The organism is Amphritea sp. (genome assembly GCF_050300915.1).
In the GTDB taxonomy this organism is placed as follows: Bacteria; Pseudomonadota; Gammaproteobacteria; order Pseudomonadales; family Balneatricaceae; genus Amphritea.
The window spans coordinates 1-19,533 of sequence record NZ_JBNKYN010000014.1; the positions used below are offsets into that span (position 1 = coordinate 1).

Consider the following 19,533-nt stretch of genomic DNA (forward strand, 5'->3'; position numbering starts at 1 on the left):
CCCGCGAATTTTTGCAGCAGGAGATGCAGAAATTTATGGATGGCGAAGACTATGAAAAAGCCGAAGGGTACGTACCTCCTTCAAAGTAAGTTGTTTCAGCCTGGATAAAGCGTGTGAGAACAGCATCTCCCACATTTTTAACCGCAATTCAGGGGCACAAAAGGGTCAGGCCTGGAAGAATATTAAAAAAAAGCGGACAGCTGTATTGACAGCGCAGGCTGAAATCAGTTTAATACGCACCTCCTGTTTGCCCGGATAGCTCAGTCGGTAGAGCAGAGGATTGAAAATCCTCGTGTCCTTGGTTCGATTCCGAGTCCGGGCACCATTCAGGAATAAATCAGCCTCACAGCATCGCTAGTGGGGCTTTTTTATGCCTGCAAGACCGCTACGAAGCACCAAGCGGTTCGATTATCTGCGTTCGCTACTTACACTTAGGGCCACATAGCGCCATTCAACCTTATGTAAACAAAAACCGCAGGTTAAAAGCCTGCGGTTTTCGTATTGGCACTTTTCAGTAGTTACATTGGCGCGGTATACACTTCCCGGCCACCCAGATAGGTTTTCAGCACTTTCGTTTCACTGACTTGATCTGATGGGGTGTTTAATAGATCCCTGTCAATGATGATCATGTCAGCAAACTTACCCACCTCTAATGAACCGACTTTATCGTCCATATTTAATGAGTAAGCCGCATTGATGGTAAACGCGCGAAGAACGGTTTGAATATCGAGGCCGGGATCATCCCCTAAACGTCCCTGGTATTTTGGTTCCGTTGCATTTTCATTCATGCGAGTTAAGGCGACTTCCATCGCAAACCATTCATTCAGAGCATCTACTGGCCAGTCACTGCCATAGACAATTTTTGCGTCTGCTTGTGCGAACTTGCCTGCTGTTTCAACGTAATTAAAGCGCTCTTCACCCATGTAGTCTTTTACCGTATCAATCGTATCTTGTGCAGGTTTGCCCCACTGAAACGAAATAACAGGCAAAGCGTTTAACTCAGCAAAACGCTCATAATCTTCAGGCACCATAACTTCACAATGCGCTAATGCCGGACGCAGGGTCGAGTCGGGGCGGTTCTTTTTTAAGGTCTCCAGAGAGTTCAGGGCGGTGTGTACCGCTCTGTCACCATCGGTGTGCATGTGAACATTGAACCCTGCATCAGAAAAAGCGAGCATGGCGTTAGACAGGGTTTCCTCACTGACATAAAGCTCACCGTGGTTATCGCTGGCACTCCAGGATGGGTTGCTGCTGGTTCCGCTGTTATGAAGGTAAGGGGCCATCATTGCGCCCGTTTGTGCCGGCGCCTGAATCACACCGTCCATAAAGACTTTGACGGTATTTACTTGAATGCCCGGCTGTGTTGCCGTGTTTTGCAAATTAAATGTATCAGCCAAACCTTTTACTTCGGCAACGATGCTTTCAGGGGTTTGTAAGCGCTCGGGACCGAAGTTAGGCGCTAAATTAGCACGAACGGTTAATTGGCCTTGTTGAGCTAAGTGTCTGAATGCCGCAATGGTGGACTCATTGGCGGCGGCGTCCAGAATACTTGTGACACCTTGTGATGAAATCGCTTTAACTGCCATTCCCATATCGTTAAGGTTTTTCTGCTTTTCCTCTGCTTCTGGTAATGGCGGTACATGTGCTGCCAGTGCCCACATGGCACTGTCTAAAAATATACCTGTTGGGTTACCGTTGGCGTCTTTTTCAATGAGGCCACCCTCTGGTGACGGCGTTGAACGATCAATTCCAGCGGCTTTTAACGCGGCCGTATTGGTGACCAAAGAGTGAAAATCACTACCAAAAACGTAGATAGGACGGTCTGTTGGAATTCTGTCTAGTATCTCTGCGCTTAAATCGGCGCCTGCTGGCGTCATTGCCTGACGATACCAGCCACCCACTTTTAACCAGCGTGTTGGGTCTTGCTCACTGCTTTCTTCGACACAGGCTGTAATTTTTGCAACGGCCTGATCGACAGACAGAGGGGCGTAATTCAGAGAACAGGTATTGAGTTGTTCACCACCCGCCATTGGATGCATATGCGCATCCACTAAGCCGGGCATTAATGTTTTGCCATCCAAATCGACAATGCTGGTGTGAGAGTCGATCAGCTGGGTTAATTCTTGTTTAGAGCCAACCCCAATAATGGCCCCATTTTTAATGGCCAACGCTTCGACAACCCGGTTCGTTTTATCCAGCGTATAAATGGGGCCGCCCATAAACACAGTATCGGCCGTTTGGCCTGTGTCGGACTGACCCAGTGAGCTACACCCGGCGATAAGCAGTATGCTGCTCATTAATGCGACCGAGATCGCTAATTGCTTTCGAGCAAATGCCATTAATATGTTCCTTTTGTATAGTGACTAACCCTGCCAGTGTAGGGAGAATGAAAAACATAGATAAATACCTCTTTCAGGGTATCAAGAAACATTCTGCCAATCGGAATTTGCACCACAGAGGGCACAGAGAACACTGAGGGGATCAGTTATCTGAGGAAGATGGGCAGTGTAAAAATCACATCTGGACACCACTACTGGCCTGACCTAAAGGCTTTAGCAGGAATAGAACTCAGGGAAGACCGCATTATCACCTGGCTACTTTGCGCAGCCAGGTTTGCCTTTTCCGGATTCAACGCCGAAGCGTGAGGTTCCCCGGTGCAGGCTTATTCCTGATGCCAAAGCTGTTGATAGATCAGGGTTATCTCTTCCCGGGAGGGAATACGTGGATGATTGTAAATCAGGCTGGATGTGATGACCTGTTCGACCATCTGTTCGAGATGGGTTTGGAAATACGCTTGATTCACGCCGTAAGCTGACAGGCTCGGAAGTTTTAGCTCCTGGTATAGGGTTTCCAGCGCAGCAATAAGTTTTTTTATGGCCGCCTGATCGCTGTCTTTATCGGTCGCTATACCCATGGTTCTGGCGCAGTTAGCGTACCGTTCCGGCGTAGAAGAGGCGGAAAATGCTGTGATGCCGGGTAACAGCATCGCATTAGTAAGATTATGAGGCAGGCGACAAAAGCTTTGCAGCGTGTTGCTCATGCTCTGCAACAGCGCGCCAGAGGTGATAGAAAAAGCGGTACCCGCCAGGTTGGCTCCCAGCATGACCGCTTGTCGCGCAGTGGTATTATTTTTCTGCACCGCCGCCGGACGCAGGTTTTGACTGATCAGGCGGATGGCTGCTAATGCCTGCTGATCGCTATAAGGCGTCGCTTTGCGACTGACGAACGATTCGAGTCCCCGGGCTAATGCTGCCAGCCCGGAAGCGGCGATCATTCGCGGGGAGAGGCTGCGATTCAGTTCGGAATCGACGATCACGGCAACCGGACTGAAGCTCAGGTCGGTGCAGGTTATCTGTGATTCTGCATTGTTATCCTTAATAAAACTGTATTTGGACGTTGCCGATCCGTTGATAGCGGTCGGTATTGCGATAATGGGCAGACCGTCAGTTAATGAAGTGTGATAGCGGGTATCCAGAGACCTGAATCCGGATTCTGCTACCCTGCCGATCACTTTAGCGGTGTCGATTGTGCTGCCGCCACCCAGGGCGATGATGCAATCAAAAGGCTCGGGGTAAAGGTCGTTATTGCCGGCCAGCACTTTGGTGACCCCCGCGGTTATTGCAGTGATGGTTGGTTCTGTCTGAATGTCCTGAAAAATTTCATGGCTGATACGATAAGTATCCAGCAGTTGAGAGACGCGGTTGGCAATACCCAGGCCAGCGATGGTTATATCGGTCACAAGCATCGGGGTACGATAACCCAGTGAGCGAAGAATATGCGGTAGCTCTGAGATCGCACCGTCACCTATCTGCATAATACGTGGGGATACAATACGATAAGACATGCAACCCTCCTGAAAAGTAACAGGCGGGGGAGCCCCGCCTGTTTGGCGCAATTAACTTGGCAGGTACTCTTTACCCCAGGCCAGGCCCGCAATCTTGCGTTCAATCATCGACTCGATTTCCGCCTCGCTGTAACCCACCGAGCGGAGTATTTCACGGGTGGAATGACCGAAACTTTCTGCGGGCGACACCGCTTTGATTCTGGCCTCAACCGGCCGGATGGCGTAATGATCAATCTGCGTCAGACAGTGGCCGCTGGGATGATCAGGATGGATCGAGAAGGCATAGCTGCCCCGGTCGATACCCACACAGCCATCGGCCATACGGCTGTACTGCTCGCGCAGGGTTTCGATTGAGTTAGGTACCGCCGCTGCGATATCGGCACTGTGCAAAACATCGATCCAGTATGCGCTAGCGGCCTGTTTAAAGGCTGTTGTCAGGTAGTCGGAGATGCTCTCCGCATGTGCGATCTGCTCCAGCCCCTCGATAGCGCTAAGTTTATTGAGTTCAGAGATCTCTGAATCGAGGAATATCCAGCCATCGCGGGTCTCATAGAAGTGGGACAGCTCGTGATTTCCCTGTACATTACGACCGGAGGGTTCATCGAACGGTGCCCGGCCTTCATAGTCGAACGCAAAGGGAATCTGGGCCAGGTTGGCGGCTGCTGACAACGACGTTCTGACACGGGATGCGCTGCCGGTTTTGAGTTTGTGATAGATCGCCACGGCCATCCCCAGGCCGGCAGCAAAACCACAGTTTACATCCAGTGTCCCCAGGTGGGCGTGCTCCTCCGGGGTGTCCGGACCGCCAAAGCGACTCATAATGCCGCTGTTAGCCTGAATGATATCGTCGTAACCGATATAGTTGGTTTTGGGTCCCGGACGTGGGCCGCCAAGACAGTCGAGGCGGCAGAACAGCACACCCGGATTGATGGCCTGCAGGCTGTCATGGTCCAGGCCCAGAGGTATTATCTGTCGGCTCGGCGCGTTGATCAGCACCAGATCGACTGAACGAACCAGACGGTTGAACGCTTCGCGGCCCTCAGTCGTCATGATATCAACCAGGGCTTTTTTCTTGCCCATGTCGGTCTGGAAGCTGAACAGCGTGCCAATCAAGGGATCATACAGTGGCGTAACCGGATCAAGCTTGATCACTTCGGCACCAAAACGGCTCAGGAAGGCACCGGAGTGCGGGCCGGCAATCACATTGGTCAGATCCAGAACCCGAAAACCGTCCAGCCAGCCTTTGCCCGATGCCGGCTGAATAGCATTACCTACAGGGCGGGTGACCCTGTCTGCCTGAGCAACGGACGTCAGCTCTGCCAATGCCTCATCAAAGCTGACTGTTTTGCGTGGCCGTGGTGTCAGCATCTGCCCGGCATTATGTTCAAACCAGGTAAACGGACCCGGTTGTTTCATCAATCCGTATTCCGGATCATCAACCTCAACGATCAGGCCAGCGGCATTGGTGTGTTCATCGTTAACCCATTCCTGAGTGGTGCGATGCGGTGCCCCCGGAATCTGACCTTCGCCAAAGGCGACACCCCACTCTTCAGAGGTCTTGGTCAGAAAAGCCTTTTTCATTTTTGCAGAGATAATGTCGGCCCACTTTTTCGGCAGTGGATAAACACCAATTGAGGTTTCCCCCTCCCATTCGGCAATCGGCAGGTGCAGGTCTTTTACATCGGGCAGGCCTTCGGCGAGCAGCTCATCATAGATTCCCAGCACCTGCAAAGCCCGTTTGGCATGATTACGGTGGGATGGACAAACACAGTAGAACTGGCGACCATCGGCACACTCATAAGTGCGATAGAAAGGATCCAGATACTCCTGCAGATCATCATAGGAGAGATCCATCTTAATGTTGTTCGCTTTGCGGTATTCGATCTCGTGCTCACGCATGGTTTTATAGCGATCTGGCAGCCCTTCAACAACATAGGAGTTGTAAGACAGACCCTCCATCAGGGCAGCACTTACCGGAACTTCGATACTATCTCCACGGCCGGTTTTTTCCCGCTCCAGCAGCGCCAGCACAACAGAACTGGCGGCCAGCGTAGTGGCGTAGGACGACCCCAGCGGCAGAGGTGAGAAGCTGGGTTCAATACCCATCAGCACCCGGTTAAAACCCATATCGGTGAAAGCGCCAGAGGTGGCAGCCACCACCGCTTCAGTAGCTTTCCATTCACGCCGCAGCTCATCATTGCTGGCAAAACCAGGTACAGATAGGGTGATCAACTCCGGGCGTTCAGCGCGTAGCTGCCCGAAATCGATACCCAAACGCTGCATGACTCCCGGACGAAAACTTTCGATAACGATATCGGCCTGTTCGATCAGTGACAGTGCTTGCTGCAGACCGCTGCGGGTCTTCAGATCCAGGCTCAGACAGCGTTTGTTACGGTTAAGAATGGCATTGGCCGGATGGTTCCATTGAGGCCCCTGAGGTGGGTCGATATGTATCACAGTGGCACCGAGATCTGCCAGTGTCATGGCAGCCGCTGGCCCAGCAATCTGCTGGCCAAAGTCCACTACGCGAACACCGGCCAGAGGTAATTGGTTGTTATTGTTCATCTCAATTTTCTTCCTAATCAGAAGCTGTTCCTGCCTGTAGCAACGCTAATCAAGGTGCGGAACGATCGGTTTCTACTATTACATCCGGAAATGCCGGTTTGTATTCAAAGCGATCATGGACTCGGTCACCTGAGACGACACCAGCCTGATCGCTGATAACCTCCCTCTGCCGACGGGACTGTTCGGCATGGGAGGGCTATCGATTGAGAATGTTAGGAGTGAACCAGGAGCGGAACCAGCAATAAAAAAAACCTCTTAGACGTCATTTTTTTTATGACTTTCCCGTCAGGATGAAATGTACACCATCTATCTATTTGTTTTTATTATTATTTATATTTAAAACACAGGAAGCACTCACCTATGCATAAATATTTTATGGCCTAAGGGTGCTATTTTTTTGCTTTTCAGCTCTGAGGCGATTCATAACAATGACTGCCGAATTGCTTCTGCAGCCGGTCTGAAGAAGTGATCAATGCCACCGGGCTCGATTCAAAAAACTGAACCCTAAGCAAAGAGACGAACAATGAATAATAAATACAACAACATCGTCATACCGGTAGATCTGCACCACGAAAGCTCGTGGCGCTCAGCTCTGCCGGATGCAATCGAACAGGCGCGCAGCAACGGAGCAACATTGCATGTTGTGACGGTTGTTCCTAATGCCGATATTCCCGCTATCGCGGCTCATCTGCCGGATGGCATTGATGAGCATATCCGACAGGAGGGCCTCGAATCACTCAAGCAGTTGATTACACAGCAGGTTCCGCAAAGCATTACCGTTAATCCAATGGTTGGTCAGGGGAATATTTACAAAGAGATTCTTCGTTTGGCGACCGCTGTGGATGCGGATCTCATCGTCATGGCATCTCATCGTCCGGAACTGAAAGACTACCTGATTGGCGCCAATGCTGCCCATGTCATGCGTCATGCTGATTGTTCCGTGATGGTAATACGCGAAAGGAGTGCGTCATGAATTATAAAGCGATGATACCTGAAACGGGCCTGTTTGCCGGTACTCACCCCATTATGGCGGTCGGTTCAGGCTTGCTGGTAATGGCCTTTGTGTTATTTACCGTTATCGATCCGGAATATGCCAATTCGATCTACAGCGCTGCTAAAGCGTATATTGCGTCAGACCTTGGCTGGTACTATGTGGGAATCATGAGTGCCTTTCTGTTTCTCGCCGTATGGCTGGTATTTAGCCGTTATGGTGATATCCGCCTGGGAAAAGAGGACGAAAAGCCTGAGTTTAGCCGTTTTTCATGGTTTTCCATGCTGTTTGGCGCCGGTATCGGAATAGGCATCCTGTTCTGGAGTATTGCTGAGCCCATCTATCACTTTCAGAGCAACCCGTTTATCGCAGACGGACAGGCGAAGACGGTAGAAGCGGCTCAGGTTGCGATGCGCATCGCTATTTTCCATTGGGGTTTGCATGGCTGGGGACTATTTGCAGTCATCGGTCTGGCACTTGCCTACTTCTCGTATCGTAAGGGCTTACCCCTGTCTATCCGTTCGAGCCTGTACCCCATCTTTGGTGACAAGATTTACGGGCCTATTGGGCATGCAGCGGATCTGCTGGCAGTCTTTGGTACCGTCTTTGGTATTGCCACCTCGCTGGGCCTTGGGGCGCAGCAGATGAATGCGGGCCTGAATTACCTGCTCGGCCTGGAAGTGTCTGTCACCAATCAGATTATTCTGATTGCCGTTATCTCGGTCATTGCTACCGCCTCCGTTCTTTCCGGGGTGAATAAGGGAATCCGGATTCTCAGTGAGCTGAACATGCAACTGACGATCGTGATTCTGCTGCTGTTTGTCATCTTTGGACCGACCGCTTACTTACTCGGCTCCTTCTTCACCAATACCGGTGACTACCTGTTCCATGCAGTAGAGCTGGGTTTGTGGGTTAATCCTGACCCTGAGAGTCAGTGGCAGGGCTGGTGGACTATTTTCTACTGGGGCTGGTGGATCGCCTGGGCACCTTTCTGTGGCATGTTTATCGCCCGTATTTCCAAAGGCCGCACCATTCGTGAGTTTGTCCTGGGTGTGCTGCTGGCGCCGACGATGCTGGCAGCCTTATGGATCACCATCTTCGGTAATACCGCGATGTTTATTGAGTTATTCGGCAGCGGCGGCGTGACTGAAGCAGTTAACGAAGACCTGACGATGGCGCTGTTTAAAACGATCGAGCTGATGGGCAATGGTCAGCTGGTGACCATGCTGATGGCGGGCATCTGTACCGTACTGCTGGTGACTTATTTTGTAACCTCAGCTGATTCAGCGACGCTGGTTATCTGTACGCTGATCTCTATGGGTGATGAGCACCCGCCAGCACGATATCGGGTCTTCTGGGGCATGGCTATCGGTGCGGTGGCTGCGGTATTGCTGTTTGCTGGTGGGCTTAAAGCCTTGCAGACCGCGTCAATTGTGGCTGCATTACCGTTCTCGATTGTGGTCATTCTCGCGGCTTTTGGCTTGTGTAAATCTCTGCGTGAAGAGCCGCTTCCGGGAACGCTGCCAGGCTCGTCAAAGAACCGTGCAAGCGCTGTGCTGACGTCCTCCGTCAGTGAAAAAGATGTTGCTGTAACCGTTAACACATAGCCTGACCGGGCACCATAGCCCTCTGGTTAGGGTGCCCGAACAGCGCTTATTTATTGGATTGCCAGCCGGATAATGCTGGGATCTCAGAAAAGTGGAGTTCTTATGTCTACTCAGATAATTCTTCCCCGTGTCATGCAGGTTGGTGAAGGTGCAAGTCAGGAAATTCCGACTATCCTCACCAGCCTGGGTTGCTCCCGGCCGTTGATTATTACCGACAAGATGATGGTCCAGCTGGGTTATGCAGATAGCATTCAAACCCGGCTGGCGGCAGAGTCCATCACCGCCGAGGTCTTTGATGACACGGTACCAGAGCCGACTGTCAGCTCTATTCAGGCGGGTGTAGATACCGTACGTCATGGTAACTACGACAGTATTATCGCCCTGGGTGGCGGTAGTCCGATCGACAGTGCCAAGGCGATCAGTATTCTGGGTAAGTTCGGCGGCACGATGCGGGATTACAAATTCCCCCGTATCGTCAATGAGGAAGGACTGCCGATTATAGCGGTGCCAACCACCGCGGGCACCGGATCCGAAGTGACGCGTTTTACCATCATTACGGATGAAACCACTGACGAGAAGATGCTCTGTGTCGGTATCGGTTTTATGCCGGTCGCTGCACTGGTGGATTTCAGTCTGACCCTGAGCCTGCCAGCGCGGATTACTGCGGACACCGGTATTGATGCGCTGACCCATGCGATGGAAGCCTATGTCAGTAAAAAGGCCAGCCCATACAGTGATAGCCAGGCACTTTCGGCGATGCGCCTGATCGGCCCCAATCTGCGTCGGGTGTTCCACGATGGCACTGATAAAGCCGCCCGGGAAGCGATGATGCTGGGCTCAACGCTGGCGGGGATCGCTTTTTCCAACGCCTCGGTCGCGCTGGTGCATGGCATGAGTCGGCCAATTGGTGCCGCTTTCCACGTGCCCCATGGCTTGTCGAATGCGATGCTGCTGCCAGCGGTCACTGAGTTCTCTATCCCTGAAGCGGCAGAGCGCTATGCGGACTGTGCCCGGGCGATGGGTGTTGCCACCGAGCAGGACAGCACCGACGTGGCCAACAGTAAACTGATGGATGAGTTGCGGGCTCTGAATGATGAGCTGCAGGTGCCGACACCGGAGCAGTTCGGCATTGCTCGTCAGGATTTCTTTGACCTGATGCCGACCATGGCTGAACAAGCGCTGGCGTCAGGTTCACCGAATAATAACCCCCGTGTTCCCAGTGCTGAACAGATTGTCGCGATCTACAAACAGCTCTGGTAACGCCGAATTTAATCATTGTCTCCCTACGCTATACCGGCAGGCGAAGTTCTGCCTGATTTTACTTTGAGGAAAATTACATGAACACAGTTGGACATCTGATCAACGGTCAAATTGTCACCGACGCAGCACGGGTTCAGGATATATATAATCCTGCCACCGGTACTGCATCCAAGCAGGTCGCACTGGCATCTAAAGCCACCGTCGAAGACGCTATCGCTGCGGCTCAGGCGGCGTTTCCTGAATGGCGTAACACGCCGGCCATTAAGCGTGCCCGGGTCATGTTCCGCTTTAAGGAACTGCTGGAACAGAATGCTGACCGCATCTGTGAGATGATCGGTGAAGAGCACGGTAAAATCAGCCATGATGCGGCGGGTGAGCTGCAGCGAGGTATTGAAAACGTTGAGTTTGCCTGTGGTATTCCAGAACTGCTGAAAGGTGAATACAGCAAGAATGTCGGTCCGAATATCGATTCCTGGAGCGAATTTCAGCCACTGGGTGTGGTCGCCGGTATTACACCGTTCAACTTTCCGGCGATGGTACCGATGTGGATGTTCCCGCTGGCGATTGCCTGTGGCAACACCTTCATTCTGAAGCCATCTGAGCGTGATCCAAGCTCCACACTGTTTATCGCCCAGCTGTTGCAGGAAGCAGGCTTGCCGGATGGCGTACTGAACGTGGTCAACGGTGATAAGGAAGCGGTCGATGTGCTGCTGACTGATCAGCGTATCAAAGCCGTCAGCTTTGTGGGTTCTACACCGATTGCTGAGTATATCTACTCCACCGCGAATGCCAACGGTAAGCGTTGCCAGGCGCTGGGTGGTGCGAAGAACCACGCGATTATCATGCCTGATGCCGACATGGATAATGCGGTAAACCAACTGCTGGGGGCTGCGTTTGGTTCATCCGGTGAGCGCTGTATGGCGCTGTCTGTTGCGGTTGCTGTCGGTGATGCCGCTGCCGATGCACTGGTCGCTAAAATGAGCGAAGCGATGCAGACCCTGAAAGTGGGGGCTTATAGCGATAGCAGCAACGACTTCGGCCCTGTAATCACTCGTCAGCATCAACAGAAAGTGGTGGGCTATATCGACAGTGCGGAAGCTGATGGTGCGCGGGTCGTGATCGATGGCCGTCACCCTCAGGTCGCCGGTTATGAGGAGGGCTTTTTCGTCGGTGCCACCCTGATTGATGGCGTTACCCCAGCCATGCAGAGTTACCAGGAAGAGATCTTCGGGCCGGTGCTGCAGGTTGTGCGCGTCAGCAGCATGGATGAAGCGATGCAACTGATTGACGATCATGAATACGGTAACGGTACCTGTATCTTTACCCGTGATGGCGAAGCGGCGCGTTATTTCTCCGATCACATCCAGGTTGGTATGGTGGGTATCAATGTGCCGCTGCCGGTACCTGTGGCTTACCACAGTTTCGGTGGCTGGAAGCGCTCTCTGTTTGGTGATCTGCATGCCTATGGTCCGGATGGTGTGCGCTTCTATACCAAACGTAAGACGATTACTCAGCGCTGGCCTTCTGCCGGGGTGCGTGAAGGTGTTGAGTTCTCGATGCCAACCATGAAGTAACTTAAAGTCACCGTATTGGCCACATATCCAGCGACGGGTATGTGGCCTTTTTTGCGTTATTCTTATATACAATAGACCCTCTTGGGATATCTGTTTTTATAGGTAACACATTGAAAAAAAGATTACCGCCCCTTAACTGGCTACGCTCGTTTGAAGTGTCAGCCAGGCATTTGAATTTTACCCAGGCCGCTACTGAGTTGAATATGACTCAGGCGGCTATCAGTCAGCAGATTAAAGGACTCGAATCGCAACTGGGGGTAACCCTGTTTAAGCGTTTACCCCGCGGGCTGGAAATGACGGAGGCAGGTATGGCCTATCTGCCCGCAGTGCATGAATCAATCCAACGTCTGGCCGTCGCGACCGATGAGATTTTCGGCCAGGGACGCACCCGCTTATTGACGGTCAGAACTAATCTGGTTTTCTTTACCACCTGGCTGGCGCCCAAGTTGGGGAAATTTCGTAAACTGCATCCCGATGTTAATTTGCGCTTCAGCAGTAATATCTGGCCCGATGAGCGGGGAAAGGATACGGATCTGGAGATCCGCTACGGTAAAGGTAACTGGCGCGGTTTCAGGTCTGACCGTTTATCCTGGGATGAGCTGATCCCGGTCTGTAGTCCTGTGCTGGATAGTGGCAATGCACTACCGGATACCCCGGCGGCACTGGCGGAGCATGACCTGCTGCATGTGGTGGGCTATGAAGAGGGTTGGGGATACTGGCTCAGTCAGACAGGTCATGATGATGTTAAATCTGATCAGGGTTTACAGTTTGATACACTGATAACCGCACTGGAAATGGCTGCTTGCGGGCAAGGTATCGCGCTGGGACGTTCGGCGCTGGTCGCGGGCATGATTGAATCGGGCCGTCTGGTTGCTCCGCTGAAAGAGCGGGTACCTACATCGGAAGCCTTCTATCTGGTCTCTCCCGATAATCAGTATGAGCATCCCCATGCAGAAACATTCCGTACCTGGGTCATTAGCGAGGCCGAGCTGGTAAGAAAGCAGGGCACAGACCTGTTTTCTATCCCTTAGGACGCTTAAGAAATAGATCGGCCCCTTCTTTTTCTGGCAAGTAAAACGAAGTTTTACGTCTGGCAGCGAGCTAGCCGTAAAACGGCGGTCTGGCCATTTTCCTTATCTCTGGTTTCTCTCATCTAAGCCCTATAAAACGCCGGAAAGATCGCATTATCGCCTGGATGGCTGCCGGGGCTAACACGTACCTCTGCCGGATTGACGCTGGGATCGGTGCCGGGCCTTGGGTCCCAGATGGCATCGTCGCCCAGCCAGCGGGTTGAGAAGGCCATCCGGTCCTGAGTGGCTGACTGGTTGCCGGGCGAGCCATGCAGCGTCCAGGCGGAGAACAGCAGGGCGTCTCCGGGTTGCAGATCGAAACCGATGATATCGAAGTTTTTGCGGTCGGCTTCAATATCGGGGCAGGGGATGCCCTCACCGGTGCCGGTCCAGCTATTGGCTTTTTCACCTGAGGTACCAAAGGCTTCTGGCAGGTAGAAAACATCATCACGGTGAGAGCCCCGGACAAACTCCAGACCACTGCCCGCCACTGTCACCGGGGTGAGGGCCAGCCATATGGAGGCGATCTGTTTACCTCTGAACGGCCAGTAGGGCACGTCCTGATGCCAGGGGGTTGGCGTCGTGGTTTCCGCTTTTTTAATCAGCAGATGATCAAAATAGAAGCGTGCGGTCTGACTCTGCATCGCCTGGGCGGCCAGGCGGGCGCAGCCGGACTCCTTTGCGTACTGATACACCAGATCATTGGATCGCCAGAGGTAGCGGTCGGTGAACATACGACCTTTCTCTGCGCCGGGGTTCCCGTCGTTGCAGAGTTCACCCGGGTGATCAAGCTGGTACTGGCCAAACGCAATCAGCTTTTCAACCCACTCAGGGTCAACCGCGTTGCGCAGACAAACAACGCCATCTTGCTGATACTGCTGAATCTCATCCGCTGTCAGATCTCGCTGAGTCATACCGCTCTCCTGTTATATTTATTGTTGATCCGACTATAGCGCTATCATTAATATTGATTAAGTCGATAATTTTGATATCTGTTATGGAAAAATTAGATTATAGCGCGCTAAGTTTTAAAAGCCTGAAGACCCTCAAACAGATCTATGAGCAGGGTTCCCTGACGGCGGCGGCGATTCAACTGGGGCAGAATCAGCCCAGCGTCAGCTATACGCTGGAACAGATGCGTGAAGCACTGCACGATCCTCTGTTTGTGCGCTCGGGCCGGGGCGTTGCGCCCACCAGCCGCTGTCGCCAGATTATGCCGGAGATTGAGAACCTGCTTCGGGGGATGTCTGAGCTGCTACAACCCGAGGTGTTCGAGCCGGCCAATGCCTCCCTGGATATGACGATCTCCTGTAACCAGTATGAACTGCAGGTAATCGTGCCGCAACTGCTAGACAGGTTAAACCGGTTGGCCCCCAATATCCGTATGACCTTTATTCAGTCACACCTCAGTGGTCACCAACAGCTGCAACGGGGCCAGTGCGACCTGTTGCTGTCGCCTGTGATGGGGGATTATGAAGCACTCTATCAACGCCCCCTGTTTCAGGATCGCTATGTGTGTCTGATCTCCGCAGAACATCCGCTGGCGGATAAACAGATCGGACGGGATGACTATATTCAGGCCCGGCATCTGGAGATCTACTATGAAGGCGGCTGGAAGCCGCTCTATCTGAACAGCCCGGCGCTTCAGGGAGTCAACCTGAATGTCGGACTGCGGCTGCCGAGTGTGTCTAACTTTATTCCGACCATTGCAAACACCGATCTGATGATCACGCTGCCAGAACGTTTAGCCCGGCTGATAGGCGAGCCGATGCTGATTAAAGATCCACCCTTCAACAGCCGTTTTGAACTCTGCCTTTACTGGAACAAGATGACCCACCAGTCAAAAGCGCATCAATGGTTGCGTCAGCAGATTATCGAGGTCTGTGGTGAACTGGATGGCACTGCGTAAACTGACAGAGAGTAATTAAAAGATCAGCGAGCCCTATTTGCCTTACAAATAGATCACAGCATAACAACCGCACACTATTTACCTGACAAATTAACTTTTTAGAGAAGACAACCAATTCTATTAGCCTGACAAATTAACAATTAATCAGTAATAAACCAGTAGCAAGCGGGTGCAGTGATAGATCGTAACACCTACCCCAGCCAGTCCCGCATATACGCTTGACGGGCAATCATTTTATCGACCAGTTTCTGACTACCGCCGCTGTTGAGGATAACCTGGCGGATCTGTTCGCCCGGAATCCGCGTGACCACGCTGATCGCCTCTTCGATATCTTCCTCTGTCATATTGGAGAACAACTTAAGAGCGTGGGGATTGTTTCTATCGCTGCGCAATACGCTGAGCTCCTCTACTTGTATGCCAAACGCTTTGCCTTTGGGATCACCGTGGGCGCGAAAGGCCAGCGCCCCACCGACATCCAGAGTTATGACTTTACCATCGACCACGCCCTGATTATCACCGTCGAAACCGGCGGCATCCCAGTTTGCGGTCCAGGCATGTACACCGAACCATTGCTGCGCCTGTTTGCATTCGCTCGCATTAAAGTGGGCGATATGCTTTTTATCGAGGGTTAACCACTCAGTGACGATCTGGTAAGGGTCGACACTGTTGTGATAGGTCAGGGTTGGTGCGCCGGCCAGTTGATAGAGTCTTGCGGCGATCAATTCATTACGGGCATGCATCGGCGATTCCAGCGATTTTACATAGTAGCGCTGGCCGTTGTGGTCCTGAAATATCCCGGCCGGGTTGCTGCCGATCTGGCCGCCTACCCGCTGCATTGTCTGAGTATCAATCACAACACAGCCGGCCCCATCACAACTCATCGGAAATAGCCTGAGTTTGCCGCACAAGAGTCAGTTGCGAGGGTGTTTCTATAGCCCCTTTGCGCGCCCGGCGCACCGTTTTAATCGCCACTTTAGGGTTCATACCCAACTCAACCAGCAGCCGTGCAGCGATCATCCCGGCCCGGCCAAGGCCGCCCTTACAGTGCACCAGTATATCCTCACCCTTGCGCAACCTGTTGCGGATCTCCCGCCCCTGAGAGACCCACTGCTGCTCAAACATCTCATTGGGAACCGAGTAATCCTCTATCGGCAGATGGAGCCAACCGATCCCTCTGCGCTGGGTGGCGGCCCCAAGATCAGGGACTTTCAACTGTCTGAGTTCAAAGGTTTCCACCAGAGAGATAACCAGCGTTGCCCCCCAGTCAGCAATCACGTCGAGATCGGCATCCAGATCCCGCGCCCAGGCACCGGTAATCGCAAACGGGTCATGTTTACCCGGACAGAAAGTGATGCCGATGCGGCCAAAAGAGTCAGCCGCACGAACCTCTGCTATCTGCAGGGGGTGAGACTGACTGGTGCGGGTTACCATTTCACGCTCTCCCGGTATTGATACAGAATGTCAGCGGCAGACTTAACACAGACAGACTATTCACCCGCCATCTCCTCTTCAATAAAACGTTCAGCGATATGCAGAAAGTTGCTGCCGCCGATCTCATCGGTGGGGTCAAGTTCCAGCAGTTTACTCAGCACCTGCTGCGCCCGCAGCACTTTTGCCTGGCGCAGACGGATCACACCAAGCGCCTTAAGACTGAACAGATAGAGCCGGGCAACGGACTTGTCTTCCAGCCAGGGAGCACTGTCCTTTAATAACAAACGGTAGTTACGCCTGAAACCACCCTGACGGGCAGCTTCGGTCAGCGTCAGCCAGACCTGGCGTTCGGCATCTTCATACCGGGCGGTGCGAAAGTAGAGCTTGTAGAGGGCGATATAAGTATCCAGCGCCTCAGGCCAGCGCTGCATCGCGTCCAGCAGAATGCTTTCCTTTGCTAGAGGATCACTCTGATTGGCGGCCTGATAGAGCACCAACCCCAGCTCATCCGACAAATTGTCGGAAAAGTAACGTTGCTTACCTTCCAGTATCGCTATATTTTCCATCGCATTCCTGCCTTCATTACACTTCAGACCTCTCCCCAGACAGCGTCAGATATAGGCTCAGGAGCATTCAGGGTAAAGCTAATGAATCAACCATCCTGCTGATGACTGAAAAGAAGCTCCTGGATAGGAGAGGATTTGCAAGAAGTGTGCAAGGTTCCGGAAATCAGAATTAACGCACAGTACGAATGGAACAGGCCTTTTATAGTTTCAGGCACCACAGAGCAAACAGCGGTGACTCAACCGATCTCATTGAATGAACAATGTCAGCCGGGTTATAGACATACCCGCCGGGGCCCGGCGAACTCCAGCGGTTATCATTTTGTCGCCACAGGCCTTCGCTCAGAACAATATAGAGCTCTTCAGGTGGATGCTGGTGATCCGGATAGGTTATCCCGGGTCGCATCAGGGTAACACCAACTACCAGATCATCCCGCCGCTCCAGCCCTCGGGGGCCGATAATCTCGGCGTTTGCGTGGCCCGCCATAAAATCCGGCATATCGGGGGCCGGCCTTTTGTGCCATGCCAGATAGTCTGCGATATTGAAGAAAGACCCGACTAGCGGATGCAACCCGACAGGCAGAGATTGATAGTTTCCTTTCACCTGCAACAGGATGTCACTCAAAGGGTTGCTCTGTACCGTTCGCGGGGATAGATCGCCTTCCCGCTCAAGGCACTGGCTCATCGCTGTTACCATGCCGCAGGCCTCTGACGACACCCCATCAGCGTCGTTTAGTGTTCTGAGTAACTGCAGCCGGAAATCATCAAATCGACTATCCATAAAGTACCTTTAAACTTACTTATCGCCTGATGCTTGCATCTTATCGATATACGCCTGCATTGAGGCCAGATTAAGCTGATCAACCTGGCTCTGAATCTGAAACTTAACGTTCGCCTTTGCCTCTGCGGAATAGAGGCGATAGAGGACAACGTTAACCCCCAGAGATAACACAAACAGCAGAGCAATAACGATCATCGCATCCAGATGTAACTCAAACTTTTTCAACGCTCAATTCCTCTGTGGAGAATGCTTAAACCCAATGGCTAAACAGTAACACAGGGGGATATAGTGGTTCAGGGGATTTTAAGCATATGCCAGGAAATAAGTGTTACAGAACGGATTGATAAACTTTCTTTACCACAAAGAAACGACCCTGTTATTCGGGTCGTTTTATTAATCGCTCGTTGGCAGTTAAAGCCCTAAGAGGATTATCTCATCACGAAAGGATTACTCATCGGCTCAGATGAAGTATTAATCCAGGTGGTTTTGGTGCGGATATAATCCAATACGGCTTGTACACCCGCTTCCCGGCCATAACCAGACTGATTAATACCACCGAAAGGCGCGATAGGTGAAGTAACACGATAGGTATTTACCCAGCAGATGCCTGCGCGAATTTTGCTCGATACCCGATGCGCTCTGGCAATGTTCTGAGTGAAGACTCCAGAACCTAGACCATAGATACTGTTGTTGGCCATAACGATCGCTTCCTCTTCAGTATCAAAAGCAACAATCGACATAACCGGACCAAACATCTCTGTTTTCAGGGTTTCAATCTGATCGTTTGGACACTCAACCATGGTCGGTTCAAAATAATGTTCGGAACCATATTGTGGCGCACGCTTGCCGCCAAAGCGGATACTTGCACCCTGTTCTATCGCTTTAGTCAGCGTCGCTTCAATACACTCTACCTGGGCCAGTGTACATAAAGGCCCGATATGCGTGTCGCTGGATTGGGGATCGCCAATAATGATGTGTCGGGCTTTTTCTTCAATCTTAGCCTTCAGTTCTTCCAGAACAGATCGCTGAATATAGGCCCGTGAGCCCGCCACACAGGATTGCCCCGATGCGCCAAAGTTGCCGGCAATAAGGCCATTAGCTGCGCTTTCCAGATCAGCATCTTCAAAAACGATAATCGGAGACTTCCCCCCCAACTCCAACGATGTTACGGCGAAGTTTTCAGCGGTATTACGAATAACATGCTTAGCGGTTTCCGGGCCTCCGGTGAACGCAAGACGATCAATATCAGGATGGGAGGTCAGGGGAATAGCGCAATTGGCCGCATCACCCGTGATAACCGATACCACACCATCGGGGAAACCCGCTGCCTGAATCAGCTTACCGAGCTCAAACATTGGAGCAGGCGCTAATTCAGATGCTTTTAGCACTACTGTACAGCCTGCAGCTAATGCTGGGCCCAGCTTGGAGGCGGTAAGAAACATCTGTGCATTCCACGGCACCACAGCGGCCACCACACCAATAGGAACCGGAGTGGTAAAGACATGCATATCTGGCTTATCAATGGGTAACGTCGCCCCTTCAATTTTGTCAGCCAAACCGGCATAGTAACGATAATAACTGGCGACATAACGCGACTGGCTAACGGTTTCTGCAGCCAGTTTTCCGCTATCGGTGGTTTCAACTTCCCCTAGTGCCTGCGCATTTTGCTCAACCAGATCCGCTAAGCGATACAGTAACGCTCCCCGCTGCGTGGCATTCATGCTCGCCCAGGGGCCGCTATTCAGATTACGTCTGGCGGCTTTAACCGCACGATCAACATCAGCTGTGTTGGCACAGGCAAACGTTGCCCATTCGGTACCGTTAGCAGGATTAGTGCTATGCATAACCTGTTTATCTGCACCTTCAACCCAGGCTCCGTCAATCAGCAACTGGTAATGAGGCAGGTCATCATTTCTCATTATTTTTCTCACCTATTCG

16 protein-coding genes and 1 tRNA gene are annotated in these 19,533 nt (G+C 52.1%); 7 read left to right on the plus strand and 10 right to left on the minus strand.

Translation table 11 applies throughout. From position 1 onward, the window contains the following. The first annotated feature begins 249 nt into the window (after positions 1 to 249). Positions 250 to 325 (plus strand) — tRNA-Phe (locus ACQY8X_RS05615). Positions 326 to 518: 193 nt separating this feature from the next. On the opposite strand, the gene ACQY8X_RS05620 is transcribed toward ACQY8X_RS05615, so the two are convergent. The 3 genes from ACQY8X_RS05620 to ACQY8X_RS05630 form a co-directional block, all read right to left on the minus strand. Next, positions 519 to 2,339 carry an amidohydrolase gene (locus ACQY8X_RS05620; protein WP_428034169.1) on the minus strand — a complete coding sequence of 607 codons (1,821 nt, stop codon included), beginning with the start codon at positions 2,337 to 2,339 and terminating at the stop codon, positions 519 to 521. 323 nt (positions 2,340 to 2,662) lie between these two features. Next, positions 2,663 to 3,844, minus strand: coding sequence for an iron-containing alcohol dehydrogenase (locus tag ACQY8X_RS05625; RefSeq protein ID WP_428034170.1), 1,182 nt, complete (start codon positions 3,842 to 3,844; stop codon positions 2,663 to 2,665). Positions 3,845 to 3,895: 51 nt separating this feature from the next. Then, on the minus strand, positions 3,896 to 6,409 hold the full coding sequence (locus tag ACQY8X_RS05630) for a CoA transferase (RefSeq protein WP_428034171.1): 2,514 nt from the start codon (positions 6,407 to 6,409) through the stop codon (positions 3,896 to 3,898). Between the two features lie 523 nt (positions 6,410 to 6,932). On the opposite strand from ACQY8X_RS05630, the gene ACQY8X_RS05635 reads away from it, so the two are divergent. The 5 genes from ACQY8X_RS05635 to gcvA all read left to right on the plus strand — a co-directional run bounded on the left by ACQY8X_RS05635 (position 6,933) and on the right by gcvA (position 12,872). Continuing rightward, positions 6,933 to 7,382 carry a universal stress protein gene (locus ACQY8X_RS05635; protein WP_428034172.1) on the plus strand — a complete coding sequence of 150 codons (450 nt, stop codon included), beginning with the start codon at positions 6,933 to 6,935 and terminating at the stop codon, positions 7,380 to 7,382. Further along, on the plus strand, positions 7,379 to 9,007 hold the full coding sequence (locus ACQY8X_RS05640; protein ID WP_428034173.1) for a BCCT family transporter: 1,629 nt from the start codon (positions 7,379 to 7,381) through the stop codon (positions 9,005 to 9,007). Before ACQY8X_RS05635 ends, ACQY8X_RS05640 begins: the two co-directional genes overlap by 4 nt. Before the next feature lie 102 nt (positions 9,008 to 9,109). Then, positions 9,110 to 10,267, plus strand: a complete 1,158-nt coding sequence (locus ACQY8X_RS05645; protein ID WP_428034174.1) for an iron-containing alcohol dehydrogenase — start codon at positions 9,110 to 9,112, stop codon at positions 10,265 to 10,267. Positions 10,268 to 10,344: 77 nt separating this feature from the next. Then, positions 10,345 to 11,841, plus strand: a complete 1,497-nt coding sequence (locus ACQY8X_RS05650) for a CoA-acylating methylmalonate-semialdehyde dehydrogenase (RefSeq protein WP_428034175.1) — start codon at positions 10,345 to 10,347, stop codon at positions 11,839 to 11,841. 110 nt (positions 11,842 to 11,951) lie between these two features. After that, on the plus strand, positions 11,952 to 12,872 hold the full coding sequence (gene gcvA, locus ACQY8X_RS05655) for a transcriptional regulator GcvA (protein ID WP_428034176.1): 921 nt from the start codon (positions 11,952 to 11,954) through the stop codon (positions 12,870 to 12,872). Between the two features lie 122 nt (positions 12,873 to 12,994). On the opposite strand, the gene ACQY8X_RS05660 is transcribed toward gcvA, so the two are convergent. Further along, on the minus strand, positions 12,995 to 13,825 hold the full coding sequence (locus ACQY8X_RS05660) for a phytanoyl-CoA dioxygenase family protein (RefSeq protein ID WP_428034177.1): 831 nt from the start codon (positions 13,823 to 13,825) through the stop codon (positions 12,995 to 12,997). An 83-nt stretch (positions 13,826 to 13,908) separates the two neighbouring features. Between ACQY8X_RS05660 and ACQY8X_RS05665 the strand changes: the two genes are divergently transcribed. Further along, a complete protein-coding gene (locus ACQY8X_RS05665) occupies positions 13,909 to 14,820 on the plus strand; it encodes a LysR family transcriptional regulator (RefSeq protein WP_428034178.1) in 912 nt (303 codons plus the stop codon). Between the two features lie 191 nt (positions 14,821 to 15,011). Here ACQY8X_RS05665 and ACQY8X_RS05670 read toward each other — a convergent pair whose 3' ends face one another. From ACQY8X_RS05670 to ACQY8X_RS05695, 6 genes are all read right to left on the minus strand, one after another. Continuing rightward, positions 15,012 to 15,701 (minus strand): hypothetical protein, encoded by a 690-nt coding sequence (locus tag ACQY8X_RS05670; protein WP_428034179.1) that lies wholly within the window; start codon positions 15,699 to 15,701, stop codon positions 15,012 to 15,014. Then, positions 15,691 to 16,251 carry a cyclin-dependent kinase inhibitor 3 family protein gene (locus ACQY8X_RS05675; protein ID WP_428034180.1) on the minus strand — a complete coding sequence of 187 codons (561 nt, stop codon included), beginning with the start codon at positions 16,249 to 16,251 and terminating at the stop codon, positions 15,691 to 15,693. Before ACQY8X_RS05675 ends, ACQY8X_RS05670 begins: the two co-directional genes overlap by 11 nt. A gap of 56 nt (positions 16,252 to 16,307) precedes the next feature. Continuing rightward, positions 16,308 to 16,817 (minus strand): hypothetical protein, encoded by a 510-nt coding sequence (locus ACQY8X_RS05680; protein ID WP_428034181.1) that lies wholly within the window; start codon positions 16,815 to 16,817, stop codon positions 16,308 to 16,310. A 199-nt stretch (positions 16,818 to 17,016) separates the two neighbouring features. After that, positions 17,017 to 17,595 (minus strand): dimethylsulfonioproprionate lyase family protein, encoded by a 579-nt coding sequence (locus ACQY8X_RS05685; protein ID WP_428034182.1) that lies wholly within the window; start codon positions 17,593 to 17,595, stop codon positions 17,017 to 17,019. Between the two features lie 15 nt (positions 17,596 to 17,610). Continuing rightward, complete coding sequence (locus tag ACQY8X_RS05690; RefSeq protein WP_428034183.1) at positions 17,611 to 17,820, minus strand: hypothetical protein; 210 nt, start codon at positions 17,818 to 17,820, stop codon at positions 17,611 to 17,613. Between the two features lie 203 nt (positions 17,821 to 18,023). Then, positions 18,024 to 19,514, minus strand: a complete 1,491-nt coding sequence (locus ACQY8X_RS05695; protein WP_428034184.1) for an aldehyde dehydrogenase — start codon at positions 19,512 to 19,514, stop codon at positions 18,024 to 18,026. Positions 19,515 to 19,533: the final 19 nt, after the last annotated feature.